This window comes from Streptomyces sp. NPDC005811 (assembly GCF_040630405.1).
Classification (GTDB): domain Bacteria; phylum Actinomycetota; class Actinomycetes; order Streptomycetales; family Streptomycetaceae; genus Streptomyces.
This window is the reverse complement of the sequence record NZ_JBEXXK010000003.1, coordinates 102,015-126,523: the sequence shown is the minus strand read 5'-3', so window position 1 is coordinate 126,523 and position 24,509 is coordinate 102,015. Positions and strand designations below refer to the sequence as shown.

The window sequence follows — 24,509 nt, the reverse complement described above, 5'->3', positions numbered from 1 at the left end:
CACTTGTGGGCGGCGGTCACTTGATGACGGCGTTGGCCACGACCACGACCAGCCCGAGCAGCGCGTCCAGCACCCCGACCAGCAGGGCGGCCGCCCAGGAGCGGTGCGCGCGGCGGGCGGTGACCAGGCCGAGGGCGAACAGCAGGGCGATGTTGAGGGCGAACGCCGGGTACTCCACCCCGTTCGCCGGCCACCAGCCCCAGCCCGCGCCCGCCAGCACCACCACGGTCGGCACGACCGCCGCGACCAGGGACCATTCGTCGCGCAGGGCGCGCAGCGCGTCCCAGCGGCGGTGCGGGGTGCGCTCGGCGATGTAGTGGGCGTAGCCGTGCGCGAGGGCGGACGCTCCGGCGGTGACCAGCAGCCACACGGCGTCGGAGCGGCTCCTGGCCGGGGAGGCGTACCCGTACTGGGTGAGCGCGGCCACCATCGAACTCGCGAGGACGGCGCCGTAGACCCCGCCGAAGAGCATCGCCTCGTGGGCGTCGTGCCGGTGGGGCCGGGCCGCGTCCGCCGTGTCGTCCGCCATGCGCTCCACGATCACCCGGCACCGCCCCGCCTGCCAGTCACGACGAACCGTCCCCCCGACCGGGCGGATACCGCACACTGTGTCCACACCGGGCGGGCGCGCCCCGCGGCTAGGGTCGCCGCATGACGCACAGTTTCGCTCTGCACATCCCCGACGCCGCCCTCGAACCCGAGCCGCTCGACCCGGCGCAGATCGTCTCCGGCACGCCCGAGGTGACCGGCAAGGTCGTCTGGGAGTCGGCGGACGGCCGGCGGATCCGGGGCGTCTGGCAGATCACACCGGGCGTGGTCACCGACACCGAGGCCGACGAACTGTTCGTCGTGATCAGCGGCTCGGCGACCATCGAGATCGAGGGCGGCCCCACCCTGACCGTCGGCCCGGGCGACCTGGCGGTCCTGCGCGAGGGCGACCGGACGACCTGGACGGTCCACGAGACCCTGCGCAAGGCGTACGCGATCAACCTCTGAGCATCCTCCGCTCCCGGGGCCCGGGTCAGCCGCCCGCCGCCTGGGGCATGTTGTACGGGGTCACCACCTGGATCGCGGACGGCAGCGTCGGTCCGGCGGGCGGCAGGGCCCCGTGGGCGCGCATCACGGTGTGGCAGGCCTCGCGCATGTCCTGGCGCAGATCGTGGTGGAGGACGGCGGACAGCCGGTGGTCGCGCAGCAGCCGGGTGTTGTCGTGGTCGAGGTCGTGCGCGACGAACACCGCGCACGCGCGGCGCGCGTCGGCGAAGGCCTTCAGGGTGGCGAAGTTCCCGCCGCCGATCGAGTACACCGCCCGGATCTCCGGGTCCCGGGCCAGGGCGGCCCGGACGAGGTCGTACTGGGTGGCGTCCAGGCCCTGTCCCTCGGTGATCTCCACCAGGGTCCGGCCCGGGTGCCGGGCCCGCATGACCCCGCGGAAGCCCATCTCGCGCTCCTCCTCGTTGCGGAAGAACCCGCTGGACAGGCTGGTGAGGACATTGCCGGGGCGCTCGCCCAGCCACTGCCCCATGAGGTACGCGGCGGTGGCGCCGGCGGCCCGGTTGTCGATGCCGACATAGGCGAGCCGGGCGCTCGCGGGCAGGTCGGTGACGAGGGTGACGACCGGAATGCCGGCGGCGACCAGCCGGCCCACCGCGGCCGTGATCTCGGGGACGTCCGGCGCCTTGAGGATCACGCCCTGCGAGCCGCGCCGGGCTATCCGGTCGAGGACGGCGATCTGCTCCGCGACCGGTCCGGTCTCCCGGAAGTGGAAGCGGGAGCGCAGCACCGCCGGGTGCAGCGAGGGCAGTTCGGCCTCCAGGGCGGCCCGTACGGCGGTGGTGAAGCGTTCGGGCGCCTGCATCACGATGTCCACCATGAAGGTCCGGCCGACGAGCCGGACCTGGGTGCGCTGCCGCTGCAGTTCGGCGATGGCCCGCCGCACCTCCTGGGCGGTGGACTCGCGCACCCCTCCCCTGCCGTTGAGGACCCGGTCGACGGTGGCCTCGCTCAGGCCCGCCTGACGTGCGATCTCACGGAGGGGGAAGGGGTGACCCACGGAAGGCTCCTCGTAGTCGCCCGGCGGTCCGCTTGAGGGGTTTTTGATGGCCGGCTGCCGGTTGTTCGACGGGTTTGTCATGACAAGAATGGCAGTGCTGAGCCGCCGTTGTCATCGAAGGGACGAGGATGTCCTTCACTCCGTGCAGGGCCGTGCCCGGCCGGGCGGACGGCTGCGCGCCTCTTCGGCGGGGCACCGAGTGGCGCATCGGCTGAAAGGACACGCGGCACATGGGACTTCTCGACGACAAGGTCGTCCTCGTCAACGGCGGCAGCCAGGGGGTGGGCGCGGCCGTCGCGCGCGCGGCGGCCCGCGAGGGCGCCCTGGTCGCCGTCACCGGGCGGCGGCCGGAGCCCGGCGAGGCCCTGGTCGCCGAGCTGACCGGGGCGGGCGGCACGGCGCTCTTCGTCCGGGCCGACCTCGCGGACGCCACGCAGGCGAAGGCGGCGGTGGCCCGGACCGTGGCCGCGTACGGCCGGGTCGACTGCCTGGTCAACTCGGCCGGGCTGACCTCCCGGGGCACGCTCCTCGACACCACGCCCGAGCTGTTCGACCAGCACATCGCGATCAACCTGAAGGCGCCGTTCTTCGCCATGCAGGCGGCGGTCGCGGACATGGTCGCCCGCAAGGCGCCCGGCACGGTCGTCAACATCATCACCTCCTCGGCGCACGGCGGCCAGGCCTTCCTCGCCCCGTACGTCGCCGCCAAGGCGGGCCTGGTCGGCCTGACCCGCAACGCGGCGCACGCCCACCGCTTCGACCGCGTCCGGATCAACGGCCTGAACATCGGCTGGACGGCGACCGAGGGCGAGGACGCGACACAGAAGGCGTTCCACGGCGCCGGGGACGACTGGCGCGAGGAGGCCGCCGCCCGGCTGCCGATGGGCAGGCTCGGCCAGCCGGACGAGATCGCCGACTTCGTGGTGTTCCTGCTGTCCGAGCGGTCCGGCGTGGTCACCGGTTCGGTGATCGACTGGGACCAGAACGTGCTCGGCGGCCTCGACTAGACCTCACCCCTCCCCCGCAAGAATCTCAAGGAGCTGCACCACCATGCGCATCGGAATCCTCGGCCTCGGCCGCATCGGCGCCTTCCACGCCGAGACCCTCTCCGGACTCGACGCCGTCGAGTCGCTCGTCGTGACCGACCCGTTCGCGGAGGCCGCCAAGGCCGCCGCGGAGCGGTTCGGCGCCGAGGTCGTGGACTCACCCGAGGCCCTGCTGGCCGCCGGCGTGGACGGCATCGTCGTCGCCGCCGCGACCGACGCCCACCCCGCGCTGATCCTCGCCGGGGTCGAGGCGGGCATCCCCGTCTTCTGCGAGAAGCCCGTCGCGAAGACCATGAGCGAGGGCGTCGAGGTCCTCAAGGCCGTCCAGGGCAAGGACGTGCCGATCCAGATCGGCTACAACCGCCGCTTCGACGCCGGGTTCGTCGCCGCGCGGGCCGCCGTGCACTCGGGTGAGCTGGGCAAGCTGCACACCGTCCGCTCCACCACCCTGGACCCGGCACCGCCGCCGGCCGCGTACGTCGCCGCCTCCGGGGGCATCTTCCGTGACTGTTCGGTCCACGACTTCGACATCATCCGCTGGGTGACGGGCCGTGAGGTGACCGAGGTGTACGCGGTGGGCGGCAACCGGGGCGCCGACTACATCAAGGAGGCGGGCGACGCCGACACCACCGGCGCCCTGCTCACCCTCGACGACGGCACGATCGCCGTGATCTCCAACTCCCGTCACAACGCCCGGGGTTACGACGTCCGCATGGAGATCCACGGCTTCACGGACTCCATCGCCGTGGGCCTGGAGGACAAGCTGCCGCTGCGCTCGGTGGAGCCCGGGGTCACCTTCCCGGCCGGCACCCCGCACGACTTCTTCATGGACCGCTTCACGGCCGCCTACCGCGCCGAGCTGACCGCGTTCACCGAGGTCGTGGCGGGCACCCGGCCCTCGCCCTGCACGATCGAGGACGCCCTTGAGGCGGGCTGGATCGCCGAGGCCTGCACGCTCTCGCTGCACGAGCACCGCCCCGTGACGATCGCGGAGGTCCGGGCCTCCTGACCCGGCTCACCCTGTGAGGGCGGCCCCGACCGGGGCCGCCCTCACAGGCAGTAGCGGACCAGCCAGTCGTCCGGGTCGTAGGCGTCGCGCGCCGGGTCCCGCGGGGCGGCCGGGCGCTCCTCCACCGTGTCCTCGGGGCGCACCCGCTCGGGCAGCGCGCCGAACCGGACCCTGCGCCGGTCCTCCTCGGTGCCTTCCTGCCGTTCCTCCTGCATCTCACCCTCCCCGTCCCGGGCTCCGCACACCTTCCGTCCTCTCCAACGTCCGTGCCGCGCCGCCGTTCCGGGAACGACGATGCCCCGGTGAGAACTCACCGGGGCATCCGTCGCCACCCTCGTCGCCTCCGCCGGGCCGGACCCCTCAGGCCCCGCAGGAGCGCAGGAACCGCCGGGTGCGCACCGCGATCGGCAGGGGCTGGTCCGGCTCGCACGGGCCCATGTCCTGCTCGACGATCGCGAACAGGTCGACACCGAGCTTCTGGGCCGCGACCGGCACCGGCTCCAGCTCGGGTACCCCGCCGGGCGGTTCACACATCGCCCCGCGCCGCACCGCCGGCCCGAACGGCACCTCGCCCCGATCCACGCTCGACGTATGGGCCCACCGCTCGGCCGTCAGCTGGACTCCCACACGGACGGCCCGCGGTGCAGCCTGGTGAGGACCGTGCCGGCCGAGACCTTCGGGTTCCGCCGGGCCACCTCGTCGGTGAGCCGGGCCGGATCCGTGGGGAGATCTCAGGACTTCCCCTCGCCGCCGCCCGCCACCGGGGCGGTGAGGTCCGCCTCTTCGGGCAGCTCCTCCACGTCGACGCCGCGGACCTGGGACAACTCGTGCTTGAGGGCCGCGAGTTCGGCGCCGCCCGCCATGTGGTTGGTCAGCTCCTCGAGGCTGACCTCACTGCGGTCGGCGGAGAGCTCCAGGGTGCCCAGGCGCAGGACGCTGAAGTGGTCGCCGACCATGTAGGCGTGGTGCGGGTTGTGGGTGATGAAGATGACGCCGAGGCCGCGGTCGCGGGCGGCGGCGATGTACTTCAGCACCACACCGGACTGCTTGACGCCGAGGGCGGCGGTGGGCTCGTCCAGGATGAGGACGCGGGCGCCGAAGTAGACGGCGCGGGCGATGGCCACGCACTGGCGCTGGCCGCCGGACAGCGTGCCGATGGGCTGTTCCAGGTCGTCGAGGACGATGCCCATGTTGCGCAGTTCCGCGTCGGCGGTCTTCTTCATCCTCTCGATGTCGAGACGGCGCACGGGCCAGGGGCCCTTGGTCATCTCGGAGCCGAGGAAGAAGTTGCGCCACACCGGCATCAGCGGGACCGTCGCCAGGTCCTGGTAGACGGTGGCGATGCCCTTGTCGAGCGCCTCGCGCGGGCTGGTGAACCGCACCGGTGTGCCGTCGACGAGGAACTCGCCCTCGGTGTGCTGGTGCAGCCCCGAGATGATCTTGATGAGGGTGGACTTGCCGGCGCCGTTGTCGCCGAGGACGCAGGTCACCTTGCCGGGGTACACCTTCAGGTCCACGCCGTGCAGGGCGCGGATGTTGCCGTAGGCCTTGCCCGCGTTGCGCAGTTCGACGATCGCCCCGTCCGCCTGGTCGGCGGTGTCCGCGATGACCGCCCCGTGGGTGCCGGTTCCGTTGGTGGATGTCATGGGGTCACCTCCGGGTCGCCGTGCGGCTGACCCACAAGTTGATCAGGACGGCGCCGAGCAGCATCACGCCGAGGAACGCCTTGAACCAGTCGGGGTTCCAGCCCGCGTACACGATGCCCTGCTGCACCATGCCGAACATGAAGGCGCCGAAGACCGGGCCGATCGCCGAGCCGGCACCACCGGTCAGCAGACAGCCGCCGATGACGGCCGCGGAGATGTAGATCAGCTCCTGGCCGACGCCCTCGCCGGACTGCACGGTGTTGAAGGTGAAGAGCTGGTGCATGCCGATGAACCAGGCACCGAAGCCGACCAGCATGAACAGCGAGATCTTGGTGAACGTGACGGGCACGCCGACCGCCCGCGCGCTCTCCTTGTTGCCGCCGACCGCGAAGATCCAGTTGCCGTACCGGGTGCGCAGCAGCACCCAGGTGGCGAGCGCGGCGAAGACCAGCCAGTAGAAGATCGTGATCTTCACTTCGACACCGCCGATGTCGAAGGACGAGGCGAAGATCTTCTTCGCCTGGTCGAAGCCGTCCATGTTGCTGATGTCGTCGGTGGCGACGTTGGTGGTGACCAGCTTGGTCACCGCGAGGTTGACGCCCTGGAGGATCAGGAAGGTGCCCAGGGTGATGAGGAAGCTGGGCAGCCCCGTCTTCACCACCATCCAGCCGTTGAGGAAGCCGACGGCGAGGGAGACGGCGAGCGCGGCGACCACACCGACCCACACGTTCACGCTCAGCTGGTAGGCGAGCATGCTCGCGGTGAGCGCCGAGGTGATCACGGCGACACCGGAGGAGAGGTCGAACTCGCCGCCGATCATCAGCAGGGCCACGGGCAGCGCCATGATCCCGATGGTGGACGACTGGTAGAGGATGTTGGCCATCGAGCCGGCCTCGCGCACCGGCGGGGCCGTGATGAGGAAGAACACGTAGACCGCGACGGCGCCGAGGAAGACACCCACCTCGGGGCGGGCCAACAGCCGGAGGGCGAGGGGACGTCGGGCGGTCCGGCCGTCCGTCTCCTTCGGGCCGGGGGCCGGCGGTGTGGTCACCGCCGGCTCGGCGTGGTGGGTCATGCTGATCACCGGGTGCCCTTCGCGGCGAACGCGGCGACCTTGTCGACGTTGGTCTTGTCGACGAAGGCCGGACCGGTCAGCACCGGAGCCTCGCCGCCGCCCATGTAGTTGCCGTTGTTCTTGTAGAGCCACAGCGAGTCGATCGCCAGGTAGCCCTGGAGGTAGGGCTGCTGGTCGACGGCGAACTGGATGGTGCCCTTGCTGATGGCTCCGGTCAGGTCCTTGTTGAGGTCGAAGGTGGCGATCTTCGCCTTGGAGCCGGCGTCGGAGGCGGACTGGACGGCCGTCAGGGCGAAGGGGGCGCCGAGCGTGACGACGTAGTCGATGGACTTGTCCTGGGTGAGCTTGGCGGTGATCGTGGACTTCACGGACGGCATGTCGGTGCCGTTGACGTTCAGCACCTCGGTGGTGCCCGAGAAGGTCTTCTTCACGCCGTCGCACCGCTGGGTCAGGCCGATGTTGCCCTGCTCCTGGATGACACAGACGGCCTTCTTGGCGCCTTCCTCGTTGAGCCGCTTGCCGAGCGCCTCACCGGCGACGGTCTCGTCCTGGCCGAAGAACTCCATCAGACCGAGCTTCTGCCACTCGCTCACACCGGAGTTGAGGCCGACCACGGGGATGTTGGCGGCCTTCGCCTTGGCGACGACGTCCTTGAGGGCGTCGGGCTTGGCGAGGGTGATGGCGATGCCGTCGACCTTCTGGTCGATGGCGTTCTGGACCAGGTTGGACTGGTTGCCCGCGTTCGGGTCGGCGGAGTAGATGAGCTTGACGTTGTCCTTGGCGGCCGCGGCCTCGGCGCCCTTGCGGACGATGTCCCAGAAGGTGTCGCCGGGCGACTGGTGCGTCACCAGCGCCACCGTCATCTGCGGGGTGCTCGCCTTGCCCGCCGAGGCGCCGTCCGCGCTCTCCTCGGCCTTCTTGCCACCGGAGCTGCTGGAGCAGCCCGCCAGGGTCAGGGCCACCGCCGCGGCCATGGCCACGACCGGGGCGATTCTGCGGGAACGGGGCGAAGAGCTGTCCATCTTTCCTGCACCTCACTGTGCGACGGGAGAACGACCGGGAAAGGGAGAAGGGATCTCTGGGATCAAGGCCCGCTACTGCTCAGGGTGGGGCCATAGGGCCGGGTCCGCGACTGTTCGTTTTCTGTTCGATGTATGGACTCGGCCCGTGCACTGCTGGGACGGGATCCAATCCCCTGTCAGGCCCGCTGTCAATACTTTGTTAAGACATCATCTCAGGATCAGGTCCGAATGTAAGAACAAACCATTGACAGCGGAGGTCACCGGGACCTACACCTGGGAGACGCCAGGCCCCGACCACCCCGAGGAGTGTCCCGTATGGCCGATCAGGCCTCGCCCCCGGGCCCGCTCCCGAGCGGGCGCACCGGAGCCGATCCCCACCCCGCGCACCCGGGCCCGGTCGTCGCACACAGGAGGTGCCGTTGATGGCGAAGACCGGTGAACGTACCCGCGCGACGGCGGGCTCGGCCCTGGAGGGGCTGCCCTTCGCGCTCGACCGGTCCAGCCCGGTGCCGCTCTACTACCAGCTCGCCCAGCAGCTGGAGTCGGCGATCGAGCACGGCGCGCTCGCCCCGGGCAACCTCCTGGGCAACGAGATCGACCTGTCGACCCGGCTCGGCCTGTCCCGCCCCACGGTCCGCCAGGCGATCCAGTCCCTGGTCGACAAGGGGCTGCTGGTGCGCCGCCGGGGCGTCGGCACCCAGGTCGTGCACAGCCAGGTCAAGCGGCCGCTGGAGCTCAGCAGCCTCTACGACGACCTGGAGGCGGCCGGACAGGGACCCACCACGCACGTCCTGCGCAACGAACGGGTCCCCGCCGGCCCCGATGTGGCGGCCGCCCTCGGGATCGCGGAGGGTGCCGAGGTCACCCGGCTGGAGCGGCTGCGCTCGGCGCACGGCGAACCGGTGGCCCATCTGTGCAACTACCTGCCCCCGGCCCTGTTCGACCTGGACACGGAGCGGCTGGAGGCGACCGGCCTGTACCACCTGATGCGCTCGACGGGCATCACCCTGCACAGCGCCCGGCAGACCGTCGGCGCCCGCGCGGCCACCGCCGAGGAGGCCCGGCTGCTCGGCGAGGAGGCGGGCGCGGCCCTGCTGACCATGCAGCGCACGGCGTACGACGACACCGGCCGGCCGGTCGAGTACGGGACGCACATCTATCGCGCGTCCCGGTACGCGTTCGACTTCCAGCTGCTGGTCAGGGGCTGAGGAGCCGGCTCCCGGCTACTTCGGGGCCATCCGCAGGGCGCCGTCCATGCGGATGGTCTCACCGTTGAGGTAGTCGTGGTCGATGATCGACAGGGCCAGCTGCGCGTACTCCTCGGGCCGCGCCAGCCGCTGCGGGAAGGGCACCCCGGCCGCGAGGCCCGCCCGGTACTCCTCCGAGACGGTGGCCAGCATCGGCGTCTCCACGATGCCCGGGGCGATGGTGCACACCCGGATGCCGTACTGCGCCAGGTCACGCGCGGCGGGCAGGGTCAGTCCGACGACGCCCCCCTTCGACGAGGAGTAGGCGGCCTGGCCGATCTGGCCGTCGTACGCGGCGATCGACGCGGTGTTGACGATGACGCCGCGCTGGCCGTGCTCGTCGGCCTCGGTGGCGGCGATGGCCTCGGAGGCGAGCGCGAGGACGTTGAAGGTGCCGATCAGATTGATCTGGATCACCTTGGCGTACAGGGCGAGGTCGTGGACGCCCTTCCTGCCGAGGATCCGCGCGGACGGGCCGATGCCGGCGCAGTTGACGACCGTGCGCAGCGGGACCCCGGCGTCCGCCGCGGCGGCGACGGCGGCACGGACCTGCTCGGGGTCGGTGACGTCGGCCGGGACGTAGGTGACGCCGTCGACCTCGGGGGCCCGGTCGACGCCGTCCTTGAGGTCGAGGGCGAACACCTGCGCGCCGCGCTCGGCGAGGGCCTTCGCGGTGGCCGCGCCGAGCCCGGAGGCACCGCCGGTGACGAGGGCGGCGGTGTGGGCGAGCTGCATCATCACTCCTTGCCGAGGGCGGTGAGCACACCGCCGTCGTTACGGTCCAGCGCACGGGAGATGATCATGCGCTGGATCTGGTTGGTTCCTTCGAAGATCTGCATGACCTTGGCCTCGCGCATATAGCGCTCGACGGGGAAGTCGCGGGTGTAGCCGTACCCCCCGAGGACCTGCACGGCGTCCGTGGTCACCTTCATGGCGTTGTCCGTGGCCACGAGTTTGGCGATCGACGCCTCGCGTGTGAAGGGCAGACCGAGGTCCTTCAGCCGGGCGGCGGACAGCGTGGTGGCCCGCGCCGACTCGATCGCGGCGCCCATGTCGGCCAGCACGAACGCCAGCCCCTGGTGCTCGATGATCGGCTTGCCGAAGGTCTCCCGCTCCCGGGCGTAGCGCACCGCGTGGTCGAGGGCGCCCTGGGCGAGCCCACAGGCCACGGCGGCGATGCCGAGCCGGCCGTGGTCGAGGGAGGCGAGCGCGATCTTCAGCCCCTGCCCCTCCTCCCCGATGAGCCGGTCGGCCGGCACCCGGACGTCGTCCAGCCGCATGGTGGCGGTGGCCGAGCCGGTCAGCCCCATCTTGCGCTCCGGCGGGTCGGCGCTGAGCCCCGGGGTGTCCGCCGGGACGAGGAAGCAGGAGATGCCGTGGCTGCGGTCCTCGGAGGTGCGGGCCATGACGGTGTAGAAGTCGGCGTGTCCGCCGTGGGTGGTCCAGGCCTTGGCGCCGTTCAGCACATAGGTGTCGCCGTCGCGCACGGCGCGGGTCCGCATGGCCGCCGGGTCGGAGCCCGCGTGCGGCTCGGACAGGCAGTACGCGCCGAGCAGTTCCCCGCCGAGCATGTCCGGCAGCCAGCCGCGCCGCTGCTCCGCGGTGCCGAAGCGGGCGAGCGGGAAGCAGGACAGGGCGTGCACGGAGATGCCCACGGCGACGCTCGACCAGACCGCGGCGACCTCCTCCAGCACCTGGAGGTAGACCTCGTAGGGCTGTCCCGCCCCGCCGTCCTCCTCGGCGAACGGCAGTCCGAGCAGGCCGCTGCGGCCGAGGGTGCGGAACGCGTCCCGGGGGAACGCCCCGTCCGCCTCCGCGTCGGCGACCCGGGGAGCGAGCTCCTTGGCGGCGAGGGTGCGCGTGAGCTGGACGAGCTCCACGGCCTCCTCGGTCGGCAGGGCGCGAGTGGCAGGCATGGTGACCTCCCCGGAGTGGTACCGAGTAGTACGGGAAATGATACTGAAGTGCGTACGAACGTATCATTCACAGTACGGCACCCGGGCATGCCGGGGCACCCCCGAAAGTGGGGGGCCGGATCAGGAGGAGACGGCGTGCACGATCAGCGAGGCGAGCTGCTCGTAGGCCTCCGCGTCGGTCAGCCCGGTGCGCGTCTTGAGCTCGCCCTGCTGGATCTGGCGCATCGTCGCCGCGGCGACCTCGCCGACGAACGCGGTGTGCACGTCCCGGAAGGCGCCGCCGGAGACCCCCTCGGCGATCAGCTGCCGCACCCGCTCCGCGGCCATTCGCGTGTTGGCCTCGTACACCTCGCGGGCGGGCGGGAAGTCCGCCACGTCGTCGAGGAAGGCGCGGGAGAGCGGGCGCAGCTGTTCGGCCACGGTGGTGAGGTACACCCGGACCCGGTCCGAGGGGTCCACGGTCTGCGCCACCCGCTTCTCCACGGCCTCCGTCGCACCGCGGAAGTAGTGCTTGACCGCCTCGACGACCAGGCCCTGCTTGCTGCGGGCGAGCTGGTAGAGCGTGGTCTTCGAGCAGCGCAGCCGCTCGGCGAGGTCGTCCAGGGTGAGGGCGGAGAACCCTTCCGCCGTGAGCAGCGCGACGAGTCGTTCCAGCAGGTCGGCCTGTCGGGCGGTACGGCGGGTGGACGGCATGGACCCAGCGTAACCGGCCGGTAGCCCCGCCCGCCGGGCCCTCTCCCCCGCCTCCCTCAGTGCACGGAGTCCAGCCGGTCCCGCTGCTCCTCGGTCAGTTCCAGGTCCATGGCGGCGAGGTTCTCCTCCAGTTGCGCGAGGGAGGACGCGCCGGCCAGGGGCACGATCGGCAGCTCGCCGCCCGACTGCCAGGCCAGGACGACCTGGTTCACGGTGGCCCCGGTCTCGCGCGCGACCTCGCGCAGCGCGGCGAGCCGGGCCGGGGTGCCCGGATGGTCGTAGTCCGCGGGCAGCGGCCGGTCGGGGCGGGTGTAGGCCCCCTTGAGCAGCGGGGAGTACGCGACCAGGGTCAGCGCGGGCTCGGCCCGCAGATAGCCGAGGAGTTCGGCGCCCGCGTGCCCGAGGCTCCCGTCCGGGAAGAGGTCGTCGGGGATGTCGGTGCGCGGGCGCAGATGGCTGTGCTGGTACTGGAGCACCTCGTAGCCGGGCAGGCCGGCCGCGGCGGCGAGGGCACGGGCCCGCTCCACGCGCCACATCGCCTGGTTGCTCGCTCCGAGCAGGCCGACCGTGCCCTCGGCGACGAGTTCCGCGAACGCCTCGACGGTCTCGCGCTGCGGCACGGTGTGGTCGTCGATGTGGGCGTAGAGGAGGTCCAGTTTCGCCACCCCGAGGCGTTCCCGGCTGCGTTCGGCGGACTCGCGGATCACCTTCGCCGAGAGCCCCTCGGGGTTGTCGGTGAAGCCGGTGCCGGGGGCGAGCGGGCGGGCGCCGAGCTTGGTGGCGAAGACGATCTCGTCGCCGACGCCCCGGCTGCGCCGCCACCGGCCGAGCAACTCCTCGCTCTGGCCGCCCTGGCCGCCGTCCACCCAGAACGCGTAGTTGTCGGAGGTGTCGACGAAGTTGCCTCCGGCCTCGACGTAACGGTCGAGGATCGCGAACGACGTCTCCTCGTCGGTCACCGACCCGAACAGCATCGCGCCGAGCGCGAGCACGCTCACCTCACGCCGGGTGGCGGGGTCCGTGCCGAGGGTGCGGTACTTCATGCCGTCTCCTCTCGCATCGTTCTCTCGCATCGTTCGTCCGGACCGTGGGCGGCCCGGCTCGAAGAGGAGTCTTCAGCTTGAAGTGCGCTTCAAGGCAAGGGATATGACACATCGCATCGCGCGTCACCGGTTTGACAGGTGACGCAGCCCATGGGACGGTCGCCACGACACCGCGACGGAGGGAGCATCCGGATGATCAGCAGGCGGGGTTTGGGCGGTTGGGCGGGAGCGGGGGCGGTCGGCGCCGCCCTCACGGGCCCGGGCGCACCGGCGGCGACGGCCGCCGACACCGGGACCGGCACCCGCGTGCGCCCCTCGGGGGACGCGCCGTTCTTCGGACCGCTGCGACAGGTCCGGGCCGGCGTCCTGGACATCGGGTACGTCGAGAGGGGCCCCGCCCACGGCCCGGCCGTCGTCCTGCTGCACGGCTGGCCGTACGACATCCACAGCTACGCCGAGGTCGCGCCCCTGCTGGCGGCGCGGGGCCACCGGGTCGTCGTGCCGTATCTGCGCGGCCACGGCACGACGCGGTTCCGCTCGGCGCGCACCGCGCGCAACGCCCAGCAGTCGGCGGTCGCCCTGGACGTGCTCGCGCTGATGGACGCGCTGGGGATCGAACGGGCGGTCCTCGCCGGGTTCGACTGGGGCTCGCGGACGGCCGACGTCGTCGCCGCGCTGTGGCCCGGGCGCTGCACGGCGCTGGTCTCGGTCACCGGCTATCTGATCACCGACCGCGAGGCGAACCGCGCACCGCTGCCGCCGTCGGCCGAGTGGGCCTGGTGGTACCAGTACTACTTCGCCACGGAGCGGGGCCGCCTCGGCCTGGAGAACCCGGCCTACCGCACGGACCTGGCCCGCCAGGTGTGGCGGTTCAACTCACCGACCTGGGACTTCGACGAGGCCGCGTTCGCCCGCACCGCGACGGCCTTCGACAACCCGGACCACGTCGACATCGTGATCCACAACTACCGCTGGCGGCTGGGCCTGGCGGAGGGCGAGGCACGGTACGACGACCTCGAACGGCGGCTCGCCCGGCGGCCCGTGATCGGTGTCCCGACCGTCACCCTCGACGGGGAACGCGACCCGTTCACCCCGGCGGGGGACGGCGCGATGTACCGGGACAGGTTCTCGGGCCCCTACGCGCACCGGACCCTGGCGGGCGTCGGCCACAACGTCCCCCAGGAGGCGCCGGAGGCCTTCACGGACGCCGTGCTCGAGGCGCGGGCCCTGGCCGGCTGACGGGACGGGCCGCCGTCACCGCTCGGCGGGGGCGGCGGACCGCCTCCTGCGGGCGCGGTACGCGGCGGCCTTGAGCCGGTTGCCGCAGGACTCCATGCCGCACCACTGCCGGCGCACCCCGCGCGACCGGTCGAGGTAGACGCGGGTGCACTCGGGGTTGCCGCACTCCTTCAGCAGCGGCGCGTCCGGACCGCTGAGCAGCGCGACGGCATGGCGCGCCACCGTCGACAGCGCCTCCTGCGGGGTCGCGTCCGTCCACCGGCCCGCCGGGGTGAGCTGCGGGACGGCGGCGGGCCTGCGGGCCGCGCTGTTCACGACGGCGAGGGCCCTGCGATCGTAGGCATCACCGGTCAGACGGGTGACAACCAGCTCGTAGATCGCCTCCCGCAGCAGCTTCGCGTGGTCGACGTCGGCCGCCCCGCTGGGCGTGACGGCGTCCACCACCCCGGACTCCAGGAACCAGGCGTCCAGGCGCTCCGGCGACACGAACATCTCGAACCGCTCCGACCTCCTGGCCCGCAGGGTCGCGGCGAGATCCAGGGCGGGATCTCCGCAGAGAAAGACATGGTCGAGGTTCACGTCACCATGGTGACAGGTGACGCGGAAAAGGCCGTACCGGAGCCTCCGATACGGCCTCTGACCTGCTGTTCCAGCAAGTCGGGACGACAGGATTTGAACCTGCGACCCCTTGACCCCCAGTCAAGTGCGCTACCAAGCTGCGCCACGTCCCGGTGCGCCACCCTCGCGGAGTTCCGCGTGATCGCGCGAACAGCACTTTACCCCACGACGGGCGCCGCACCGAAAGGGACCCGGGCGCGGGACAATCGGGCGTATGGACCGTACGGACCGCAGGGAGCGCGTGGACGGCATGGGGAGCACTCGGGGCGGCGCGAGGGGCGGGCCGGCCGGCGGGGCCCGGGACCGGGACGGCGAGGGGCGGGCGCGCAGTGCGCGGCCCCGGGACGGACTGGGGCGGCCGCTGCCGTACGGGGCGCAGGGGGTGGCCCGGCAGCCCGAGGGGATCGTGCGCGGTCCGGAGGAGACTGTCGCGGAGGCGCAGGCCCTGCTGGACGCGGGCCGGCCCTTCCATGCGCACGAGGTCTTCGAGGACGCCTGGAAGACCGGCCCGGAGGCGGAGCGCGGCCTGTGGCGGGGGCTCGCCCAGCTCGCCGTCGGACTGACCCACGCGGCCCGGGGCAACCTCACCGGCGGTCCCCGGCTGCTGCGGCGCGGCGCCGGGGCCGTGGAGGAGTGGACGGCGGGCGCGGGAGCGGTACGGGTGCACGGGATGGATCTGCCGGAGGTCGTCCGCTGGGGGCGGGCGCTGGCCGACGAGGTGGAGCGGACCGGGGCCTCGGTGGACGCGGGGCGGTGTGCGCCGCGGTTGCGGTGACTCCCGGTCCGGTCACGGTCCGTGGCGTACGGCAGACTCGGTGGCGTGCGAAAGATTCATGTCATCGGTATCGGCGCGGGCGACCCCGACCAGCTCACCCTCCAGGCCGTGCGGGCCCTGCGGGGCACGGACGTCTTCTTCGTCCTGGACAAGGGCGAGGTGAAGAGCGACCTGACGCGGCTGCGCCGGGACATCCTCGAGACCCATCTGCCCGAGGGCGGGTACCGGGTGGTCGAGGCGCGGGATCCGGAGCGGGACCGCGGGGCCGGCGGGGCCTCCTACTCCCCGGCGGTCGGCGACTGGCGCAGCGCCCGCGCGGACATCTACGAGCGGCTGATCGCGCAGGAGCTGGGCGAGGACCAGAGCGGCGCGTTCCTGGTGTGGGGCGACCCCGCGCTCTACGACAGCACCCTGGGCGTCCTGGAGGAGGTGCTGGCGCGCGGCACGGTGGCCTTCGAGCATGACGTCGTGCCCGGTATCAGCAGTGTCTCGGCGCTGGTCGCCCGGCACCGCACCGGTCTGAACCGGGTGGCGCGCCCGGTGCAGATCACCACCGGTCGGCGGCTCGCCGAGGGGTTCCCGGACGGGGTGGACGACGTGGTGGTGATGCTGGACGCCCACCAGACCTTCCGGCGGTACGCCGAGGAGGACATCGACATCTACTGGGGCGCCTACATCGGCACCCCGGACGAGATCCTGGTCTCCGGTCCGCTCGCCGAGGCCGGCCCCCGGATCGAGCGGGTGCGGGCCGAGGCGCGCGAGCGCAAGGGCTGGATCATGGACACCTATCTGCTGCGCCGCAACCCGGGCGAGCGGTAGCCCCGGCCGACGATAGCCCGGGCGGCCCGTCCGGCATGCGGGGGCGGCCCGCCGGTGTGATCGTGACGTCGTGACCGTCGCCGAGGACAGAGCCCCCTCCTCCGCCGCGCAGCCGCCCGTGCTGGACCCGGGCCGCCGGAACATCGTGTTCGTGACGATCGTGCTGGGCATGCTGCTCGCGGCGCTGGACCAGACGATCGTGGGCACCGCGCTGCCGACGATCGTGTCGGACCTCGGCGGGGCCACCCACATGTCCTGGGTGGTCACGGCGTATCTGCTGGCCGAGACCGTGGCGACGGTCCTCGTCGGCAAGTTCGGCGACCTGTTCGGCCGCAAGGTGGTCTTCCAGGTCTCGGCGATCGTCTTCATCACCGGCTCGTTCCTGTGCGGCCTGGCCACCGACATGTCGCTGCTGATCGCCTGGCGGGCGGTGCAGGGCGTCGGCGCGGGCGGGCTGATGGTGACGGCGATGGCGCTGATCGCCGATGTGATCCCGCTGCGCGAGCGCGGCAAGTACCAGGGCGCGATCGGCGCCGTGTTCGGGGTGGCGACCGTCGTCGGCCCGCTGCTGGGCGGGCTGTTCACGGACCATCTCTCCTGGCGCTGGGCCTTCTACGTCAACGTGCCGATCGCGGTCCTGGTCGTCGTCGCGGCCGCCCGCACCATCCCCGTGGTGCGCTCGGCGGGCCGGCCCGTGATCGACTACCTGGGCATCGCGCTGATCGCGGCCGGGGCGAGCGCGCTGATCCTGGCGACCAGCTGGGGCGGTACGGAGTACGCCTGGAACTCGGGTGTCGTCATCGGGCTGTTCGCGGGCGGGGCCGTCGCCCTCGCCCTGTTCTGCCTGGTGGAGACCCGGGCGAAGGAACCCATGCTGCCGATGCATCTGTTCCGCAGCCCCGTCTTCACGGTCTGCTCGGTCCTCAGCTTCATCGTGGGCTTCGCGATGCTCGGCGCGCTGACCTATCTGCCGACCTATCTCCAGTACGTCGACGGCGACTCGGCCACCGTCTCCGGGGTGCGCACGCTGCCCATGGTGGCCGGGCTGCTCATCGCGTCGATCTTCAGCGGCAACGTGGTCGGCAAGACCGGCCGGTACCGGCTCTTCCCGATCGTCGGCTCGCTGGTGATGGGCCTGGGCCTGTTTCTGATGTCCCTGATGGGGCCGGACACGGGCGCCGGGCCGGAGTCGCTCTACATGTTCGTGCTCGGCACCGGCATCGGTCTGTGCATGCAGGTGCTGACGATCGCCGTGCAGAACACCGTGGCCTACGCCGACCTCGGCACCGCCACCTCCGGCGTCACCTTCTTCCGCACCCTGGGCAGTTCGTTCGGCACGGCCGTCTTCGGCACGATCTACACCAACGCCCTCACGCCCAACCTGCGCGAGGGCGTCGCCTCCGCCGCGGCCATCGCGGGCGGCACCCCGGACCCGGCGGCCGTCGCCCGGGCCGCGACCAGCCCGGAGGGCGTGCACGCGCTGCCCTCCGAGGTCGCCGCGCCGATCGTCGAGGCGTACGCCGACACCCTGCAGACGGTGTTCCTGTGGACCGTGCCGGTCGCGGCGGTCGGCTTCGTCGTCGCCCTGTTCCTCCAGCAGGTCCCGCTGCGGGACAGCGCGCGGATGGGCTCCACCGACCTGGGCGAGGGGTTCGGCTCCCCGCACGACGCGAACGCGCAGCGGGTCCTGGAGGCCTCCGTCGCGAAGATCATCGGAGGGGCGGGGCTGGACACCGCGCGCCGGATCTTCGAGGACTCCGACACCCGGCTGGACGTGGCGGGCGCCTGGGCGGTGATGCAGGTGGAACTGCACGACCGGATGGTGGGCCACACCAGCGTGGGGCTGGTCGCCGCCCGCCGCCGGTTGCCGCCCGAGGTGCTGCTGCCGGTGTTCGACCGCATGGTCGACGAGGGGTACGTGACCCGGGACGGCTCGCTGCTCTCGCTGACCGGGGCGGGGGTGCGCGAGGCCGGCGTGATCACCGAGGCCTGGGCCCGGTGGCTGGAGGAAAGGGTGGCCCGGGACATCGGCCACCCCGCGCCGAGCGATCTGCGCGCCGCCGTGGACGCCATCTCCAAGCGGCTGCTGGCCGAGGATCTCGGCGACGAGGCGCCCCGGGGCCGTACGGAACCCGAACCGGCGGCCGTCGCGCCCTGAGGAACCTCCGGCCGGTTCGCGGTCGACGCGTTCATGGTCGACACGTTCCTGGCCGACGCCCCTTGCATGTTCTATGTCATGGAGCATAATTACCGACCAGTAGCAGGAGGCCGTACCGAGCGCGCCTGCGGAGAGGTGCGCCCATGAGCCCGCGCAGGACCGACAGCCGTCACCGGATGATCGCCGGCGCCGCCGACCTGCTGGGCGAGCACGGGGCCGCCGGGGTGAGCATCGACCGGGTGCTCGCGCACAGCGGGGCGCCGCGCGGCTCGGTGTACCACCACTTTCCGGGCGGGCGGGCGCAACTGATCGACGAGGCCGTGGTGTTCGCCGGGGACTTCATCGCCGGGCTGATCGAGAGCGCCGTGGACGACCCCGATCCGCTGCGGGCCGTGGACGCGTTCTTCACGCTGTGGCGGGAGCGGCTGCTGCGCAGCGACTTCCGTGTCGGCTGTCCCGTCGTGGCGGTGGCCGTGGAGAACGACGACACCGCCCCGGAGCCGGCCCGTTCCGCGGCGGCGGCCTTCGCCCGCTGGCAGCGGGCGCTGACCACGCTGCTGGTGCGGCACGGGCTGCCCGAGGAACGCGGCGGACGGCTGGCCGCGTTCGTCGTCGCCGCCGTGGAGGGGGCGGTGGTGATGTGCCGGGCCGAGCGGAGCACCGGCCCGCTCGACGCGGCCGCCGCCGAGATCCACGACCTCCTGGACCACGCCCTGCGGACGGCCCGCCCGCGGTCCTGAAACACGTCCGCCGATCCGTCCCCGTCCTGCATCCTGCATCCTGAAGGAGTCGCCATGCCCACGCTCGACCGGCAGGAGAACGTCTTCGTCCTCGACCTCGGGGACGGGGAGAACCGCTTCCACCCCGACTGGCTCGCCGCCGTCGACGCCGCCCTGGACGAGGTGGAGAAGGCGGACGGCCCGCGGGCCCTGGTGACCGCGGCGACGGGCCGGTTCTGGTCCAACGGCCTCGACCTGGACTGGCTGTTCGCCCACCCCGACCGGCAGCGGGAGTACGTGGTCTCGGTGCACGCGCTGTACGCCCGGCTGCTGACCCTGCCGGTCGTGACCGTGGCCGCGCTCCAGGGGCACACCTTCGCCGCGGGCGCGATGTTCTCGCTGGCCCACGATCTGCGGGTGATGCGCGCCGACCGCGGCTTCTGGTGTCTGCCCGAGGCCGACCTCGGCATCCCGTTCTCGCCCGGCATGTCCGCCCTGGTGCAGGCCCGGCTCACCCCGCGGGCCGCGCACGAGGCCATGGTCACCGCCCGCCGCTACGGCGGCCGGGAGGCGGTGGCGGCCGATATCGTGGACCACGCGGTCGACGAGGACGCCGTACGGGCGACGGCCGTCGAACTCGCCGCGGCCCAGGCCGGGAAGGTGGGCGACACCCTGCGCACCATCCGCTCCCGCATGTACGCGCACGTGCTGGCGCCCCTGCGCGAGCGGGAGAACCCGCTCGGCGACTGAGCACCTCCGGTACGGCGACACCAGCAAGCCCCCGCGAAAGGACCCCGCGTGACCACCACCGACCTCTCCGCCCTGTCCGGCCTCGAACTCCTGCGTCTCGTACGGGACGGAAAGCTCGGCGACCGGCCGTCCATCGGGCGGCTGCTCGGGATGCGCTTCGACGAGGTGGAGCACGGACGGGCCGTGCTCTCGCTCGACACCCGCCCCGACTTCGCCAACCCGCTCGGCACCGTGCACGGCGGCATCGCCGCGACCATGCTGGACTCGGCCCTCGCCTGCGCGGTCCACACCACCCTGCCCGCCGGCACCGGCTACACCACGCTGGAACTCAAGGTGAACTACATACGGCCCGCCCGCACGGACGGCCAGACCCTGACCGCCGAGGGCACGGTCGTCCACGCGGGCCGCCGCACGGCCACCGCCGAGGGCAGGGTCGTCGACGACCAGGGCCGCCTGATCGCCCACGCGACGACCACCTGCATGATCCTCGGCCCGGGCGACTGACCCCGGCTAGCGCAGGAGCAGTTGCAGGCCGCCCACGACGGTCGCCGCGATGACGAGCTGCTCGAACAGGCGCTGGTTGATGCGGTGGACGGCCCATTTGCCGAGCAGGGCGCCGGGGACGACGAACACGGCGAGCGCGGCGTCCAGGAGCAGCGAGGGGCCGTCGATGAGGCCGAGGCCCGCGCTGAACGGCACCTTCGAGAGGTTGACGATGAGGAAGAAGAAGGCGGAGGTGCCGAGGAAGCCGAGTTTGCGGAAGCCCGCCGAGAGCAGGTACATCGACATCACCGGGCCGCCCGCGTTGGCGACCATCGTGGTGAAGCCGCCGAGGACGCCGTAGGAGCGGGCCTTGACGCGGCCCGCGCGGGTGACGACCGCGTCGGGGTCGACGGGCGCCTCGGCCGTGCGGCGGCGCCACACGGTCACGGCCGCCATCAGCAGCAGGATCGCGCCGATCGAGGTGCGCACCGCCCCGTCGTCGGCCCACATCAGGAAGACCGTGCCGAGGACGACCCCGGCCGCGACCGCCGGGAACAGCCGCCACAGGGTGGGCCAGTGGGCGTGCCGCCGGTAGGTGAGGACGGCCAGGACGTCCCCGGCGATCAGCAGCGGCAGCAGGACCCCGGTCGACGCGCGGGCCGGCAGGACCGCCGCGAAGATCGCCAGGCTGACCGTGTTGGCGCCGCTGACCGCCGTCTTGGAGAAGCCGACCAGCAGCGCCGCGAGGGCGAGGGCGGCGAACTCCCAGCCGGTGATGTGCCACAGATTCATCGTGTTCATGCGGAGACCGATGCTATGCGCACGTATTCGGCGGCGTAAGAACCGTCTCGCCAGATGGCCGGATCACCGGGCGCGGCCCTGGGAGGATCCCTCCGAGACGGCACCCGACCCGGCTGGAGGAGCCATGACCGAGCACGTCCTCGCGGGCACCCGCGGAGCGATCACGGCGCATGTGTGGCCGAACCCGGCGGCCCGCTATCTGGCCCTGCTCGTGCACGGCTACGGCGAGCACGCCCGCCGCCACGAGGAACTCGCCGGTGTCCTGACCGCGCACGGCGCCGCCGTGTTCGCACCCGACCACATGGGGCACGGCAGGTCCGACGGCGAACGGGTGCGGATCGAGGACTTCGAGGACGTGGTCACCGACGCGCGGGCCGTCGTGGAGCTCGCCCGGGCCGCCCACCCGGACCTGCCGCTGGTCGTGGTCGGGCACTCCATGGGCGGCCTGATCGCCGCCCGCTACGCCCAGCGGTACCGCAGCGGTCTCGCCGCGCTCGTCCTGTCCGGGCCGGTCATCGGCGCCTGGGAGCTGCCGGGACGGCTGCTGGCGCACGCCGAGATCCCCGACGTCCCCGTCAGCCCCGCCGCCCTCTCCCGTGACCCGGCGGTCGGGACGGCGTACGCGGCGGATCCCCTGGTCTGGCACGGGCCGATGAAACGGCCGACGCTGGAGGCCTTCGTACGGGCCCTGGAGACCGTCGCCGAGGACGGCCCCGTCGGCGCGCTCCCGGTGCTGTGGCTGCACGGCGACGCCGACCGGCTGGTCCCGCTGCCCGGCAGCCGCACCGGTGTCGAGCGGCTCGCCGGGGACGCTCCGACCGAGCGGATCTACCCGGGCGCCCGCCACGAGGTGTTCCACGAGACGAACCGGACGGAGGTCTTCGCCGACCTGACCGGCTTCCTGGACGGGGCGCTCGGCCACGGAGGGCCGCTCCGGCCCGCCTACTGAGGCGAGCCCGACGCCAGCCGGGACAGCGCCGCCGACACCAGCGTCCGTACCCCCGGCACCAGCACCGAAGAATCCGGCGCGAACAACGGGCTGTGGTTTCCGGGCACGTTGGCGAACTTCTCCGTCAACTCCTCGCCCGGCGCCGCCTCCCAGACGGCGGCGGGGGTCGAGGTGACGTACCAGTAGTCGTACGGCACGCCCCGCGGCGCGAGGAGCGAGAAGTCCTCGCTGCCCATCGTGCCGCCGAAGTCGAACACCGTGTGCTCGCCGAAGAGTTGCCGGTGGACGGCGGCGATCTCGCCGTCCAGGACCGGGTCGTTGACCGTGTTCGGATAGCCGGGCAGGACCGTGACCTCGGGCGGCACCGGGCAGCCCGCGGCGGCGCACTCGCCCTCGACGATCCGGCGGATCGCGGTGAGGACGCGCTCGCGCACCCGGTCGTCGCGGGTCCGTACGTTCAGCGAGAGCCGTGCCTCGGCCGGGATGATGTTGGGTTTCGTCCCGGCGTGGAAGGACCCGACCGTCAGCACCGCCGACTCGCCCGCCGCGACCTCCCGGGAGACGACCGTCTGCAGCCGGGTGACGACGTACGCGGCCGTGACCACCGGGTCGACGGTCGATTCGGGCCGTGAGCCGTGTCCGCCCACCCCGTGCACGACGACGTCGAGGTCGTCGGAGGCCGCCAGGGTCAGACCCGGGGTGTGCGGGTAGAAGCCGGCGAGGCCGGGCGCCGCGTGCTGCCCGAACAGCACGTCGGGGCGCGGGAACCGCTCGTGGACGCCGTCCGCGACCATCGCGGCCGCCCCGCCCTCCGCCTCCTCGGCGGGCTGCCCGACCACGACGAGCGTGCCGGACCACAGGTCCCGGGCGGCGGCGAGGGCCTCGGCCGCGGCGGCCAGCCAGGTGATGTGGAGGTCGTGGCCGCAGGCGTGCATCACCCCGTCGACCGTCGAGGCGTACGGCAGCCCGGTCGCCTCCCGCACCGGCAGCGCGTCCATGTCGCCGCGCAGCCACACCACCGGCCCCTCGCCGTGGGCCAGCACCCCGACCACCCCGGTGCGGGCGACGCCCTCGGTCACCGCGTACCCGGCGGCCCGCAGCCGGCCGGCGAGCCGCGCCGCGGTGCGGTGTTCCGCGAAGGCGAGTTCGGGGTGGCGGTGCAGGTCCCGGTAGAAGTCCTCCAGGTCCCCCTGCTTCAGACCCGAGGTGATCTCCCGGGTGAGACGGGCGACGACGGCCGGTTCGGTCATAGCCGGAGGGTACGGGGTGGTCGGCCGAACGGTCGAGGAACCGGCCCTGGGATCCCGGCCGTTCGGCCGAGGCGCGGGGCGGTCCCGGACGGCGAGGCTGGGACCCCTTCCTCCCCCTCCCCTTCCAGGAGTACGCGATGCTGTCCAGCAAGTTCCTCGTGGGCGCGATCGGAGGCGCCGCGGCCGTGGTGGCCGTCGGCGGCCTCGGCACCCATCTGCTCTCCGGCACCGAGTCGACCACCGGGCTCGACCGGTACACCACCGTCCTCGTCGACGGTCACAGGGCGCTGGCCGCGAACATCGTCGCGGGCCGCACCGAGAGCCGGTACCACCCGCTGCCCTGGGTCGGCACGGACGTCACCGTGACCTGCCCGGGCGGTCTGAAGGCGGTGGCCGGCGCCACCCTCACCTGCGTCGGCGAGGAGGACGGCGGCAGGACGGTCGACATCCCGGTGACCGTGGTGAAGGCGTCCGCCCACTCCGTCACCTGGACGTTCACGCGATGAGCACGGTCCTGGCCGCCCACGGCCTCGTGAAGACGTACGGCGAGACCACCGCCCTGGCCGGCGTGGACGTCGAGGTCGGCGAGCGCGACTCCCTCGCGATCATGGGTCCTTCGGGGTCCGGCAAGTCCACCCTCCTGCACACCCTCGCCGGGATCGTCCGCCCCGACGGCGGTCAAGTGCTGCTGCGCGGCGCGCGCATCGACAGGCTCGGGGAGAACCGGCTGAGCGCGCTGCGCCGCTCCCGCTTCGGGTTCGTCTTCCAGTTCGGCCAGCTGCTGCCCGAACTGCCGGCGGAGGAGAACGTGGCGCTGCCGCTGATGCTGGAGGGCGTCCCGCGCGGGAAGGCCGTCGAGCGGGCGCGCCGCTGGTTCGCCCCGCTGGGCCTGGACGGACTGGAGAGGCGCCGGCCCGGGCAGCTGTCCGGCGGTCAGGCCCAGCGGGTCGCCATCGCCCGCGCGCTGGCCGTCGAGCCGGACGTGGTGTTCGCGGACGAACCGACCGGTGCCCTGGACCAGCGCACCAGCGCGGAGGTCGTCCGGCTCCTCACCTCGGTCACCCGGGAGCAGGGCGCCGCCCTGGTGATGGTCACGCACGACGCGGACGTCGCCGCCCACTGCGACCGGGTCCTCCAGGTCCGCGACGGCCGGATCAGCGGCCACACCCAGTACACGGTCACCTGACCGCGACGCCCA

27 protein-coding genes, 1 tRNA gene and 1 pseudogene are annotated in these 24,509 nt (G+C 72.5%); 14 read left to right on the top strand and 15 right to left on the bottom strand.

Features of this window, described 5'->3' with window-relative positions:
* Positions 1 to 16: 16 nt before the first annotated feature.
* Positions 17 to 529 carry a hypothetical protein gene (locus ABZ490_RS04275; protein ID WP_358983845.1) on the bottom strand — a complete coding sequence of 171 codons (513 nt, stop codon included), beginning with the start codon at positions 527 to 529 and terminating at the stop codon, positions 17 to 19.
* A gap of 122 nt (positions 530 to 651) precedes the next feature.
* Here ABZ490_RS04275 and ABZ490_RS04270 point away from each other — a divergent pair, with 122 nt between their 5' ends.
* Complete coding sequence (locus ABZ490_RS04270) at positions 652 to 996, top strand: cupin domain-containing protein (RefSeq protein WP_358983843.1); 345 nt, start codon at positions 652 to 654, stop codon at positions 994 to 996.
* Positions 997 to 1,021: 25 nt separating this feature from the next.
* Here the strand turns inward: ABZ490_RS04270 and ABZ490_RS04265 are convergent, their stop codons facing one another.
* Complete coding sequence (locus ABZ490_RS04265) at positions 1,022 to 2,053, bottom strand: LacI family DNA-binding transcriptional regulator (RefSeq protein ID WP_358983841.1); 1,032 nt, start codon at positions 2,051 to 2,053, stop codon at positions 1,022 to 1,024.
* 230 nt (positions 2,054 to 2,283) lie between these two features.
* On the opposite strand from ABZ490_RS04265, the gene ABZ490_RS04260 reads away from it, so the two are divergent.
* Both ABZ490_RS04260 and ABZ490_RS04255 read left to right on the top strand, forming a co-directional pair.
* Positions 2,284 to 3,060, top strand: coding sequence for an SDR family oxidoreductase (locus ABZ490_RS04260; RefSeq protein WP_358983839.1), 777 nt, complete (start codon positions 2,284 to 2,286; stop codon positions 3,058 to 3,060).
* 43 nt (positions 3,061 to 3,103) lie between these two features.
* Positions 3,104 to 4,108 carry a Gfo/Idh/MocA family oxidoreductase gene (locus ABZ490_RS04255; RefSeq protein ID WP_358983837.1) on the top strand — a complete coding sequence of 335 codons (1,005 nt, stop codon included), beginning with the start codon at positions 3,104 to 3,106 and terminating at the stop codon, positions 4,106 to 4,108.
* Positions 4,109 to 4,149: 41 nt separating this feature from the next.
* Here the strand turns inward: ABZ490_RS04255 and ABZ490_RS04250 are convergent, their stop codons facing one another.
* The 5 genes and pseudogenes from ABZ490_RS04250 to ABZ490_RS04230 all read right to left on the bottom strand — a co-directional run bounded on the left by ABZ490_RS04250 (position 4,150) and on the right by ABZ490_RS04230 (position 7,851).
* A complete protein-coding gene (locus ABZ490_RS04250) occupies positions 4,150 to 4,323 on the bottom strand; it encodes a hypothetical protein (protein WP_358983835.1) in 174 nt (57 codons plus the stop codon).
* A 145-nt stretch (positions 4,324 to 4,468) separates the two neighbouring features.
* Positions 4,469 to 4,836: pseudogene (locus tag ABZ490_RS04245) on the bottom strand (hypothetical protein); the annotation flags it as partial.
* Positions 4,837 to 4,839: 3 nt separating this feature from the next.
* Complete coding sequence (locus ABZ490_RS04240; protein WP_358983833.1) at positions 4,840 to 5,754, bottom strand: ATP-binding cassette domain-containing protein; 915 nt, start codon at positions 5,752 to 5,754, stop codon at positions 4,840 to 4,842.
* A gap of 4 nt (positions 5,755 to 5,758) precedes the next feature.
* Positions 5,759 to 6,835 carry an ABC transporter permease gene (locus ABZ490_RS04235; RefSeq protein WP_358984330.1) on the bottom strand — a complete coding sequence of 359 codons (1,077 nt, stop codon included), beginning with the start codon at positions 6,833 to 6,835 and terminating at the stop codon, positions 5,759 to 5,761.
* On the bottom strand, positions 6,835 to 7,851 hold the full coding sequence (locus tag ABZ490_RS04230) for a sugar ABC transporter substrate-binding protein (protein WP_358983831.1): 1,017 nt from the start codon (positions 7,849 to 7,851) through the stop codon (positions 6,835 to 6,837). The genes ABZ490_RS04235 and ABZ490_RS04230 overlap by 1 nt, the downstream gene beginning before the upstream one ends.
* 422 nt (positions 7,852 to 8,273) lie before the next feature.
* Here ABZ490_RS04230 and ABZ490_RS04225 point away from each other — a divergent pair, with 422 nt between their 5' ends.
* Complete coding sequence (locus tag ABZ490_RS04225) at positions 8,274 to 9,059, top strand: GntR family transcriptional regulator (RefSeq protein ID WP_358983829.1); 786 nt, start codon at positions 8,274 to 8,276, stop codon at positions 9,057 to 9,059.
* A gap of 15 nt (positions 9,060 to 9,074) precedes the next feature.
* Here ABZ490_RS04225 and ABZ490_RS04220 read toward each other — a convergent pair whose 3' ends face one another.
* The 4 genes from ABZ490_RS04220 to ABZ490_RS04205 all read right to left on the bottom strand — a co-directional run bounded on the left by ABZ490_RS04220 (position 9,075) and on the right by ABZ490_RS04205 (position 12,750).
* On the bottom strand, positions 9,075 to 9,833 hold the full coding sequence (locus tag ABZ490_RS04220) for an SDR family NAD(P)-dependent oxidoreductase (protein WP_358983827.1): 759 nt from the start codon (positions 9,831 to 9,833) through the stop codon (positions 9,075 to 9,077).
* A gap of 2 nt (positions 9,834 to 9,835) precedes the next feature.
* On the bottom strand, positions 9,836 to 11,014 hold the full coding sequence (locus tag ABZ490_RS04215) for an acyl-CoA dehydrogenase family protein (RefSeq protein WP_358983824.1): 1,179 nt from the start codon (positions 11,012 to 11,014) through the stop codon (positions 9,836 to 9,838).
* A 120-nt stretch (positions 11,015 to 11,134) separates the two neighbouring features.
* Positions 11,135 to 11,707, bottom strand: a complete 573-nt coding sequence (locus ABZ490_RS04210; RefSeq protein WP_358983822.1) for a TetR/AcrR family transcriptional regulator — start codon at positions 11,705 to 11,707, stop codon at positions 11,135 to 11,137.
* A gap of 56 nt (positions 11,708 to 11,763) precedes the next feature.
* Complete coding sequence (locus tag ABZ490_RS04205) at positions 11,764 to 12,750, bottom strand: aldo/keto reductase (protein ID WP_358983820.1); 987 nt, start codon at positions 12,748 to 12,750, stop codon at positions 11,764 to 11,766.
* A 192-nt stretch (positions 12,751 to 12,942) separates the two neighbouring features.
* Between ABZ490_RS04205 and ABZ490_RS04200 the strand changes: the two genes are divergently transcribed.
* The gene (locus tag ABZ490_RS04200; protein ID WP_358983818.1) at positions 12,943 to 13,989 is read left to right on the top strand and encodes an alpha/beta hydrolase; all 1,047 of its coding nucleotides are present in this window, start codon (positions 12,943 to 12,945) and stop codon (positions 13,987 to 13,989) included.
* Between the two features lie 15 nt (positions 13,990 to 14,004).
* Here the strand turns inward: ABZ490_RS04200 and ABZ490_RS04195 are convergent, their stop codons facing one another.
* Positions 14,005 to 14,568, bottom strand: coding sequence for a CGNR zinc finger domain-containing protein (locus ABZ490_RS04195; RefSeq protein WP_358983816.1), 564 nt, complete (start codon positions 14,566 to 14,568; stop codon positions 14,005 to 14,007).
* Positions 14,569 to 14,646: 78 nt separating this feature from the next.
* Positions 14,647 to 14,720, bottom strand: a tRNA-Pro gene (locus tag ABZ490_RS04190).
* Between the two features lie 137 nt (positions 14,721 to 14,857).
* On the opposite strand from ABZ490_RS04190, the gene ABZ490_RS04185 reads away from it, so the two are divergent.
* The 6 genes from ABZ490_RS04185 (at position 14,858) to ABZ490_RS04160 (ending at position 20,332) form a co-directional block, all read left to right on the top strand.
* Positions 14,858 to 15,382: a DUF309 domain-containing protein gene (locus ABZ490_RS04185; protein WP_358984327.1), complete on the top strand. Its 525-nt coding sequence runs from the start codon at positions 14,858 to 14,860 to the stop codon at positions 15,380 to 15,382.
* A gap of 45 nt (positions 15,383 to 15,427) precedes the next feature.
* On the top strand, positions 15,428 to 16,201 hold the full coding sequence (gene cobF, locus ABZ490_RS04180) for a precorrin-6A synthase (deacetylating) (RefSeq protein ID WP_358983814.1): 774 nt from the start codon (positions 15,428 to 15,430) through the stop codon (positions 16,199 to 16,201).
* A gap of 70 nt (positions 16,202 to 16,271) precedes the next feature.
* Positions 16,272 to 18,359, top strand: coding sequence for an MDR family MFS transporter (locus tag ABZ490_RS04175; RefSeq protein WP_358983812.1), 2,088 nt, complete (start codon positions 16,272 to 16,274; stop codon positions 18,357 to 18,359).
* A 143-nt stretch (positions 18,360 to 18,502) separates the two neighbouring features.
* Positions 18,503 to 19,099 carry a TetR/AcrR family transcriptional regulator gene (locus tag ABZ490_RS04170; protein WP_358983810.1) on the top strand — a complete coding sequence of 199 codons (597 nt, stop codon included), beginning with the start codon at positions 18,503 to 18,505 and terminating at the stop codon, positions 19,097 to 19,099.
* 54 nt (positions 19,100 to 19,153) lie between these two features.
* Complete coding sequence (locus ABZ490_RS04165; protein WP_358983808.1) at positions 19,154 to 19,828, top strand: enoyl-CoA hydratase-related protein; 675 nt, start codon at positions 19,154 to 19,156, stop codon at positions 19,826 to 19,828.
* A gap of 48 nt (positions 19,829 to 19,876) precedes the next feature.
* Positions 19,877 to 20,332: a PaaI family thioesterase gene (locus tag ABZ490_RS04160; protein ID WP_358983806.1), complete on the top strand. Its 456-nt coding sequence runs from the start codon at positions 19,877 to 19,879 to the stop codon at positions 20,330 to 20,332.
* A gap of 6 nt (positions 20,333 to 20,338) precedes the next feature.
* Here the strand turns inward: ABZ490_RS04160 and ABZ490_RS04155 are convergent, their stop codons facing one another.
* On the bottom strand, positions 20,339 to 21,112 hold the full coding sequence (locus ABZ490_RS04155) for a sulfite exporter TauE/SafE family protein (RefSeq protein WP_358983804.1): 774 nt from the start codon (positions 21,110 to 21,112) through the stop codon (positions 20,339 to 20,341).
* A 124-nt stretch (positions 21,113 to 21,236) separates the two neighbouring features.
* Here ABZ490_RS04155 and ABZ490_RS04150 point away from each other — a divergent pair, with 124 nt between their 5' ends.
* Positions 21,237 to 22,061: a lysophospholipase gene (locus ABZ490_RS04150; protein ID WP_358983802.1), complete on the top strand. Its 825-nt coding sequence runs from the start codon at positions 21,237 to 21,239 to the stop codon at positions 22,059 to 22,061.
* Here the strand turns inward: ABZ490_RS04150 and ABZ490_RS04145 are convergent.
* Complete coding sequence (locus ABZ490_RS04145) at positions 22,055 to 23,311, bottom strand: amidohydrolase (protein WP_358983800.1); 1,257 nt, start codon at positions 23,309 to 23,311, stop codon at positions 22,055 to 22,057. The genes ABZ490_RS04150 and ABZ490_RS04145 overlap by 7 nt on opposite strands.
* A 137-nt stretch (positions 23,312 to 23,448) precedes the next feature.
* On the opposite strand from ABZ490_RS04145, the gene ABZ490_RS04140 reads away from it, so the two are divergent.
* A complete protein-coding gene (locus ABZ490_RS04140; RefSeq protein ID WP_358983798.1) occupies positions 23,449 to 23,817 on the top strand; it encodes a DUF4333 domain-containing protein in 369 nt (122 codons plus the stop codon).
* Positions 23,814 to 24,497: an ABC transporter ATP-binding protein gene (locus ABZ490_RS04135; protein WP_358983795.1), complete on the top strand. Its 684-nt coding sequence runs from the start codon at positions 23,814 to 23,816 to the stop codon at positions 24,495 to 24,497. Before ABZ490_RS04140 ends, ABZ490_RS04135 begins: the two co-directional genes overlap by 4 nt.
* Positions 24,498 to 24,509 lie beyond the last annotated feature (12 nt).

Excerpts from the sequence above, each read along its gene's own strand:
- ABZ490_RS04210 (WP_358983822.1), bottom strand. The coding sequence starts at position 11,707 with ATGCCGTCCACCCGCCGTACCGCCCGACAGGCCGACCTGCTGGAACGA.
- ABZ490_RS04165 (WP_358983808.1), top strand. The coding sequence starts at position 19,154 with ATGCCCACGCTCGACCGGCAGGAGAACGTCTTCGTCCTCGACCTCGGG.
- ABZ490_RS04185 (WP_358984327.1), top strand. The coding sequence starts at position 14,858 with ATGGGGAGCACTCGGGGCGGCGCGAGGGGCGGGCCGGCCGGCGGGGCC.
- ABZ490_RS04135 (WP_358983795.1), top strand. The coding sequence starts at position 23,814 with ATGAGCACGGTCCTGGCCGCCCACGGCCTCGTGAAGACGTACGGCGAG.
- ABZ490_RS04205 (WP_358983820.1), bottom strand. The coding sequence starts at position 12,750 with ATGAAGTACCGCACCCTCGGCACGGACCCCGCCACCCGGCGTGAGGTG.
- ABZ490_RS04250 (WP_358983835.1), bottom strand. The coding sequence starts at position 4,323 with ATGCAGGAGGAACGGCAGGAAGGCACCGAGGAGGACCGGCGCAGGGTC.
- ABZ490_RS04170 (WP_358983810.1), top strand. The coding sequence starts at position 18,503 with ATGAGCCCGCGCAGGACCGACAGCCGTCACCGGATGATCGCCGGCGCC.
- ABZ490_RS04240 (WP_358983833.1), bottom strand. The coding sequence starts at position 5,754 with ATGACATCCACCAACGGAACCGGCACCCACGGGGCGGTCATCGCGGAC.
- ABZ490_RS04140 (WP_358983798.1), top strand. The coding sequence starts at position 23,449 with ATGCTGTCCAGCAAGTTCCTCGTGGGCGCGATCGGAGGCGCCGCGGCC.
- ABZ490_RS04215 (WP_358983824.1), bottom strand. The coding sequence starts at position 11,014 with ATGCCTGCCACTCGCGCCCTGCCGACCGAGGAGGCCGTGGAGCTCGTC.
- ABZ490_RS04155 (WP_358983804.1), bottom strand. The coding sequence starts at position 21,112 with ATGAACACGATGAATCTGTGGCACATCACCGGCTGGGAGTTCGCCGCC.
- ABZ490_RS04275 (WP_358983845.1), bottom strand. The coding sequence starts at position 529 with ATGGCGGACGACACGGCGGACGCGGCCCGGCCCCACCGGCACGACGCC.
- ABZ490_RS04225 (WP_358983829.1), top strand. The coding sequence starts at position 8,274 with ATGGCGAAGACCGGTGAACGTACCCGCGCGACGGCGGGCTCGGCCCTG.
- ABZ490_RS04200 (WP_358983818.1), top strand. The coding sequence starts at position 12,943 with ATGATCAGCAGGCGGGGTTTGGGCGGTTGGGCGGGAGCGGGGGCGGTC.
- ABZ490_RS04150 (WP_358983802.1), top strand. The coding sequence starts at position 21,237 with ATGACCGAGCACGTCCTCGCGGGCACCCGCGGAGCGATCACGGCGCAT.
- ABZ490_RS04145 (WP_358983800.1), bottom strand. The coding sequence starts at position 23,311 with ATGACCGAACCGGCCGTCGTCGCCCGTCTCACCCGGGAGATCACCTCG.
- ABZ490_RS04260 (WP_358983839.1), top strand. The coding sequence starts at position 2,284 with ATGGGACTTCTCGACGACAAGGTCGTCCTCGTCAACGGCGGCAGCCAG.
- ABZ490_RS04230 (WP_358983831.1), bottom strand. The coding sequence starts at position 7,851 with ATGGACAGCTCTTCGCCCCGTTCCCGCAGAATCGCCCCGGTCGTGGCC.
- ABZ490_RS04255 (WP_358983837.1), top strand. The coding sequence starts at position 3,104 with ATGCGCATCGGAATCCTCGGCCTCGGCCGCATCGGCGCCTTCCACGCC.
- ABZ490_RS04220 (WP_358983827.1), bottom strand. The coding sequence starts at position 9,833 with ATGCAGCTCGCCCACACCGCCGCCCTCGTCACCGGCGGTGCCTCCGGG.
- ABZ490_RS04270 (WP_358983843.1), top strand. The coding sequence starts at position 652 with ATGACGCACAGTTTCGCTCTGCACATCCCCGACGCCGCCCTCGAACCC.